The following is a 6912-nucleotide window of genomic DNA, read 5'->3' as shown; positions in this document are numbered from 1 at the left end:
AGCGTCACGGGCTGCATTCCCACGCAGAGCGTGGGAACGATCAGGTGTGTAGTTATTTGAAGTCGTTCTGGCGCCAGGCTTCGTATACAGCGACGGCCACGGTGTTGGACAGGTTCAGGCTGCGGCAGCCTTCACGCATGGGCAGGCGCAGGCGCTGTTCAGCGGGCAGGGCGTCGAGTACTTCCGGCGGCAAGCCACGGCTTTCCGGGCCGAAAATGAACGCATCGCCCGGGACGAACGCGGCATCGTGAAACGGCCGCGAACCCTTGGTGGTAAAGGCGAATAACCGTGGGTTGCCCAGGCTTTCCAGGCAACTGGCGAGGTCGGCATGACGTTGCAGCGTGGCATATTCGTGGTAGTCGAGACCGGCCCGGCGCAAGCGCTTGTCGTCCATCTCGAAACCCAGCGGTTCGATCAAATGCAGGTGGCAGCCGCTGTTGGCGCACAGCCTGATAACGTTGCCGGTATTCGGCGGAATTTCTGGTTGAAAAAGGATGACGTGAAACATGCACGGCTCCGAAGGTAAAGATGACGCGCATTCTACGCCGCAAGCCGACCCGCGTTCGAAACTATTCCCGCGGGTGATCGGTTCGCTGGCGATTGTCGGTCTGATGATCGGTTTGATGATCGGTCGCCTGACCACGCCGGATCCGAGCGTGCTGCAGCAGGTCGAAGTGACGGACGACGGCCTGGTGGTCTGGTTCAACAACGAACCGAAGCTTCACGGTGAAATCATCGACGGCACAGTGGCGCTGTTATTCCAGGCTGAAGGCCGCTCGCAGAAAGGCCAGCTCAAGCTCAACGGCAAGGACGTGAACTGGCGAACGCGGGTGAGTGACGGCGGGCTGTTGCTGACGGTGCTGGCGGCGCGGCCGCTGCAGGGTGACTGGGCCGCCAGTAAGGTCGATGACCGCTGGCGGCTGGAGATCCATCTCCGAGAGCAATAAAAGCGGGAATCCCCGGCCTGCCTGTACCAGGGTTCCCAAAACGGGGTGGACTTCGCTGAGAGCGTCGGTCCGGTGTAAAGAGGGAACCCCCGGCCTGCCTGTACCAAGGATCCCAAAAGGGTGGGCGCATCGCATTGCGGTGTGCGCCCGGTGTAAAGAGGGGAATCCCCGGCCTGCCTGTACCAAGGTCCCCGAAACGGGTGGTGAATCGAATCACCTGTGAGAGGTATTGCAGGGGGCGTGCCAGGTTTTTATTTGGTGAAACAAAAAAGTTGATCAGAAACACGAAAGCCCCGTTATCCGGGGCTTTCGTGTTTCTGGGGTTATTGTTTATCGGTGATTTTTACTGGCGATCTGAACTGAAGGTTATGCTCTATTGCGGTTCAAAGTGCATTGCTGTGGTGCACAGAGGGCTAACTGTGGGAGCGGGCTTGCTCGCGAAGGCGTCATGTCAGTCACCATCCCGTGCAATGACACAGCGCTTTCGCGAGCAAGCCCGCTCCCACATTGGATCTTTGGTGGTTACGTAATTTGTGTCTCACCACAGGCCTATAGGCTGTTTAGCCCTCATCCCCTTCATCATCATCCCCGCCATCGACCTTCATCCCCAATTCCTTGATCTTGCGCGTCAGGGTGTTGCGCCCCCAACCCAACAACACCGCCGCATCACGCCGACGTCCGGCCGTGTGCTTCAACGCAGTCTCGATCATGATCCGCTCAAACGCCGGCACCGCGCTGTCGAGCAGACTCGACTGGCCACGGGCCAACGCCTGATCGGCCCACTGGCGCAGCGCCTGCTCCCAGTTGGTTACCGGCGCCGAATCTTGTGGCAGGCTCAGCAATTCGGGCGGCAGGTCGCTGATGTGCACTTCGCGTCCGGAGGCCATCACGGTGATCCAGCGGCAAGTGTTCTCCAACTGCCGTACGTTGCCCGGCCATGGCAGGTTCTTCAGGTATTCCTCGGTCTCGCTTTTCAGCAGCTTCGGCTCCACCGCCAGTTCTTGCGCGGCGCGGCTGAGGAAGTGCTTGGCCAGAGTCGGGATGTCTTCGCGACGGTCCGACAGGCGCGGGATATGGATGCGGATCACGTTGAGGCGATGGAACAAGTCCTCACGGAATTTCCCGGCGTGCACCAGGGTTTCCAGATTCTGGTGGGTCGCGGCGATGATCCGCACGTCGACCTTGACCGGCACGTGCCCGCCAACGCGATAGAACTCGCCGTCGGCCAGCACCCGCAGCAAACGGGTTTGCGTATCCGCCGGCATGTCGCCGATTTCGTCGAGGAACAGTGTGCCGCCGTCAGCCTGTTCGAAACGACCACGGCGCAGGTTGGCCGCGCCGGTAAACGCGCCTTTCTCGTGGCCGAACAGCTCGGATTCCATCAGGTCCTTGGGAATCGCCGCCATGTTCAGTGCAATGAACGGCGAGGCCGCGCGCGGGCTGTGACGGTGCAGGGCGTGGGCCACCAGCTCTTTACCGGTACCGGATTCGCCGTTGATCAGCACGGTGATGTTGGAGTGGCTCAAGCGGCCGATGGCGCGAAACACTTCCTGCATCGCCGGCGCTTCGCCGATGATTTCCGGGGTGCGGGTCAGTGCCGGCACCACTTCCAGGCCTTGCTGTTCCTGCGCATGCTGATTGGCGCGTTTGACCAGCGACACCGCCTCATCAACGTCGAACGGCTTCGGCAAATACTCGAACGCACCGCCCTGGTACGAGGCGACTGCGCTGTCCAGGTCGGAGTGAGCGGTCATGATGATGACCGGCAACCGTGGGTGCTGCTCGCGAATCCGCGCCAGCAGGTCCAGGCCACTGGCGCCCGGCATGCGGATATCGGAAATGATCACATCAGGTTGCTGACGGGCCAGACGACTCATCACGCCATCGGCGCTGTCGAAGCTCTGCGTGGTCATGCCTTCCTGCTGCAAGGCTTTTTCCAGAACCCAACGGATAGAACGGTCGTCATCGACGATCCACACGGTTTCACTACGGCTCATGTCGATGTGGCTCCTTGTTCCAGTGGCAGAAAGATCGAGAACGTGGTGTGGCCGGGGTGGCTGTCACACTCGATCAGGCCCTGGTGCTGGCTGATGATGTTCTGGGTGATGGCCAGGCCCAGCCCGGTACCGTCCGGGCGGCCGCTGACCATGGGAAAGAAGATGGTTTCCTGGAGTTCCGCCGGGATCCCGGGACCGTTGTCGATAATCTCGATCTTGGTCACCAGGCGATGGCGGACGTGGCCAATGGTGAACTGGCGCATGGTCCGGCTGCGCAGGCTGATGCGGCCCAGCCGCAGCTCGTTCTGGCTGCTGATCGCCTGCATCGCATTGCGCACAATGTTCAGTACGGCCTGAATCATTTGCTCGCGGTCGATCAATACGTCGGGAATGCTCGGGTCGTAATCGCGCACCAGAGTGATGCAGCCCTGACTTTCCGCTTCGACCAGTTGGCAGACGCGCTCGAGTACTTCGTGGACGTTGCACAGGGCCAGCGACGGCAACTTGTTCGAGCCGAGCATGCGGTCGACCAGATTGCGCAGGCGGTCGGCCTCTTCGATGATCACGTTGGTGTAGTCGCGCAGGCTGTCTTCCGGCAGTTCGCGGGCCAGCAATTGCGCGGCGCCACGGATGCCGCCCAAAGGGTTCTTGATCTCGTGGGCGAGGCCGCGCACCAGCATCTTGCTGGTTTCCTGCTTGGACAATTGCGCCTCTTCCTTGGTGATCCGCAGCAGACGATCACGCGGGTGCACTTCCAGCAGAAGCATGGTCGCGCCATTGCTGAGGATCGGCGTCACCGCGTAGTCCACGGTCAGGGTCTGGCCGGTGAGGGCGGTGAGCATCGCTTCGCGCTTGGTGAACGGGTGCGCCTGTTCGACCGCTTGGCGCAGCGAGTTGAGCGCCTCGGTGGATTCGGTAAACAGCTCGCTGATGAACTGCCCATGGCTGCGCTGACCGCTGATGGCCAGCAGCATCTCGGCCGCCGGATTCATGTACTCAAGGCGCAACTCGGCGTCGAGCAGGATGGTGGCGGTGGTCAGGTTGTCGAGCAGCAAACGGTGGATTGCGTCGCTTATGGTCATCTGGACCCCTTTTGGAGCAAGGCGTGCGCGAGAACTAAGCGCTGATGCGAGGAAAATGCAAAAACCAAACCAAGGCTCCGAAAAGAAGCGCTCAACCCCTGAAACAGGCGTTTGACGCTCGTTTGCGTGGCGTCATGTCAGGCTTGGCGGGTACTTTCGAACCAAAATGGGTTGGAATGTGGGTACGGTGCAACTTGTTGCACCAATATAGTGCGCAAAGCTGAACGGCGTTAGAAGAAACGCAGGAAGGGATTTCTCGGCTCGGGCGGTTTGTCCTTCAGCGGACATTCCGGGCGCACGCCATAGTCTTCGCTGACGCAGGGTTTGACCTGGCGTTTCTGCGCAAGCGAGATGCGCAGCATGTGGAACGGCTGGTTGGCAGTGCGTTCGACGGTGCGGCCCTGCTCGTCGAGGATTTCCACCGACAGGTTGTGACTGCCCCGGTCGATGTTGCTCAGCGGGAACACCGGGCTCAGACCCGGTTCGCCAGTGGCCTCACCGTCCAGCAGCAGACGATAGCGATGACCGTGTTGCAGGCCTGGTTCGCTGGTGACGCTGACGATCAGCTCGCCGGCGCTGCTGCGGATGGTCGCGTCCGGTTCGGGGATCAGAATGCGCAACATGTCGTAGTGGAACAGCGGCTGTTCCGGGGATTTTTGTACAGCACGGATCGGCGTTGCGGTCGTGGGGTTGGCCGACATGCGATTGCTGGTCGCGATGGGGACGCGCTTGGCATTGCCGCGTGGCTGGTCGGTGTAGACGCGATTGCCCTGCGCATCGACATAGGTGAAGACCTCCGCTGAAACGGGCAGGGCCAGCAGGCACAGGATCAGCCAGAAAACCCTCATGGCTTGTGCACCCGCTGCACGGTGAACACCACCGTCGGGCTCTGCTGGATGATCGTTTCGCCGTCGATCACCTGTACCGCCAGCCGATGCTCGCCGCGATCGACATTCACCAGTTGCAGGATCGGCACGTTGCTCGGCTGGCCGTAAGGCGCGTCGTCCAGGACCAGCCTTAATTGCTGCGGCGGTTGCAGGCGCGGTTTGATCAGCACGGTGACGGTAAAGGTGCCGTTGTTGGCGCGCAGGGCTTCTTCGCTGGGCAGGCCGGTCAGTTCCAGCACTTCATAAGCGCTGCGTGACGCTGGGCGACTGTCCGTACTGGAGGGCGCCGGCGCGCTCGGTGCCTGTGGCTCGACGCTGTTGAGCGGCGGCAGTTCCAGCGGCTGCGCCTGCACACCGTCCGGCGAATGATCGCTGTAGACCGTGTTGCCGTTGGCGTCGGTGTACTTGTAGATCTGCGCGGCGGCGGGCAGGGCAATCACCAGTAGCAGGAATAGAAAACCACGACCCATGGATTCGACCGATCAACAATGAGATTGGCTTGCAGCATAGGCCAGGGGCGGCGGTAAGCCCAACCGGGACAACATCCGCTCACACAAACCATCCCCGGATTTTTATCGTGAAGCGCCCGACTCAAGCAGGCTCTCACGCACGCCGGACAGGACGCCAGCCTTGTAATGCTCGATGTAGGTCAAAACGCCATTGGCGTCGGTATCGCGCAGCTCGCCTTCCTTTTTTCCGGCGACGAAGCTCACGGTCTGGATGTGGCCGTTCTCGGCCTTGAGTGTCCATGGGCCGCTTTGCAGGTCGTCGGTGTAGTTGCCGGTACCTGTTTTGGTTGTCCACAGGCCTTGGCGCTTGTCGTCGATATAACTGCCGCGCTCGGTAACGCCGGCGATGGTCAGTTCGCTCGGGCCGTTGAGTTGGCCATGGGCATAGGTCTGGAATCCGGTGGCGACCCATTCCATTTCGTCGTAGTTGGAAAGCTGCCAATGGCCCTCGCGCAAATCATTGTGGTACTCGCCGTCCAGCGTTTGCCCGTCCTGGTAAAGGCTCCATTGCCCCTCCCGTTTACCGTCTGCGAAATGACCGGACTCAGAATATTTCTCGTCTTTGGCGGTAGACCACGGACCGATACGCACGCCCTGTTTGTAGGCACCTTGGGCTGAGATCGATTCAGAATCATAAGACACCGACTGGCCATCTTCACCGCCAGTGAATTTCGCCGGTTCGGTTTCCCAGGCGATACGTCTGACCCGATAGTTGTACAGCGTGCGGTTACCTTCGACGAGTGTGGCGTCGAGCCAGCGCCAGAAGGTAACGGTGAGAAAGCGTCCGTCTTTTTCCTGATAGGTCTTCTTGAAAAAATACGGTTCGTCCTCTGGCGTTGGGTCGCTCAGCGGGTCGTAGTACTGGCCGTAATAGCTCACCAGATCGCCTTGGCTTAAATCGAGCTGGTCGAACTCGGGCACGCCGGACTCTTCATAGTAAAGGCGATAGTTGAGCGGTGTGATTCGGCTCAGGGCTTTCTTGATGGTCGGTGCATCGAGGCGTTTCTGGCCTTCGGTGATGCGATCCAGCGCCGGCTGCAGGCGCGTGACACGGCTGTAGAGGTGATCGTAGGCGTCGTATTTGTAGGCGTAGACCTTGTAGCGATCGTTTTGCCGGAACAGCACGAAGCGGGTCGGATCCTCGCTGTCGAGTGACATGAGAAATACCGATTCGATCGAAGCCTGGCCGAAGTCATCCAGCAGTTGCGGGTTTGCCTCGGGCGTGTTGCAAACGCAGTAGTAACCTTTCACACCGCTGGCTTCTTTGATAAATGCCAGGGTGGCCGAGCTCTCCCGCATTCCCTGAATCAGTGGATGAGCCAGCGGCTTGTTTTCATAAAACTCGGCTGCGTTCAGAGTCTGGCTGGCGAGGCCGGCTATCAGGGGCAGCGCCCATAACCACTTCATGCGAATCCCTTCGTCAAGGCGCCGGTAACGGGCGCAGAGGCGGCGGATTATCCATGGATGAGCGCGCACAAAAAAGGCCTCCC

7 protein-coding genes are annotated in these 6912 nt (G+C 60.4%); 1 reads left to right on the top strand and 6 read right to left on the bottom strand.

What is annotated here, in order from left to right; all coding sequences use genetic code 11:
* Positions 1 to 52: 52 nt before the first annotated feature.
* Positions 53 to 508 carry a tRNA (cytidine(34)-2'-O)-methyltransferase gene (locus tag PseAD21_RS25560; protein WP_003220777.1) on the bottom strand — a complete coding sequence of 152 codons (456 nt, stop codon included), beginning with the start codon at positions 506 to 508 and terminating at the stop codon, positions 53 to 55.
* On the opposite strand from PseAD21_RS25560, the gene PseAD21_RS25555 reads away from it, so the two are divergent.
* On the top strand, positions 507 to 947 hold the full coding sequence (locus PseAD21_RS25555) for a hypothetical protein (protein WP_102358555.1): 441 nt from the start codon (positions 507 to 509) through the stop codon (positions 945 to 947). The two genes, PseAD21_RS25560 and PseAD21_RS25555, sit on opposite strands and share 2 nt — an antisense overlap.
* A gap of 560 nt (positions 948 to 1507) precedes the next feature.
* On the opposite strand, the gene ntrC is transcribed toward PseAD21_RS25555, so the two are convergent.
* The 5 genes from ntrC to PseAD21_RS25530 all read right to left on the bottom strand — a co-directional run bounded on the left by ntrC (position 1508) and on the right by PseAD21_RS25530 (position 6829).
* Positions 1508 to 2944: a nitrogen regulation protein NR(I) gene (ntrC, locus tag PseAD21_RS25550; protein ID WP_007961729.1), complete on the bottom strand. Its 1437-nt coding sequence runs from the start codon at positions 2942 to 2944 to the stop codon at positions 1508 to 1510.
* Positions 2941 to 4026 (bottom strand): nitrogen regulation protein NR(II), encoded by a 1086-nt coding sequence (glnL, locus tag PseAD21_RS25545; protein ID WP_102358554.1) that lies wholly within the window; start codon positions 4024 to 4026, stop codon positions 2941 to 2943. Before glnL ends, ntrC begins: the two co-directional genes overlap by 4 nt.
* Positions 4027 to 4256: 230 nt before the next feature.
* On the bottom strand, positions 4257 to 4874 hold the full coding sequence (locus PseAD21_RS25540; protein WP_102358553.1) for a DUF4124 domain-containing protein: 618 nt from the start codon (positions 4872 to 4874) through the stop codon (positions 4257 to 4259).
* Positions 4871 to 5383 carry a DUF4124 domain-containing protein gene (locus PseAD21_RS25535; RefSeq protein ID WP_102358552.1) on the bottom strand — a complete coding sequence of 171 codons (513 nt, stop codon included), beginning with the start codon at positions 5381 to 5383 and terminating at the stop codon, positions 4871 to 4873. Before PseAD21_RS25535 ends, PseAD21_RS25540 begins: the two co-directional genes overlap by 4 nt.
* Positions 5384 to 5485: 102 nt before the next feature.
* On the bottom strand, positions 5486 to 6829 hold the full coding sequence (locus tag PseAD21_RS25530; RefSeq protein ID WP_256588267.1) for a toxin-antitoxin system YwqK family antitoxin: 1344 nt from the start codon (positions 6827 to 6829) through the stop codon (positions 5486 to 5488).
* Between the last annotated feature and the right edge of the window lie 83 nt (positions 6830 to 6912).

Source organism: Pseudomonas sp. AD21 (assembly GCF_002878485.1).
GTDB lineage: Bacteria > Pseudomonadota > Gammaproteobacteria > Pseudomonadales > Pseudomonadaceae > Aquipseudomonas.
The sequence above is the reverse complement of the archived record's forward strand: the minus strand, read 5'-3'. Positions and strand labels throughout refer to the sequence as shown.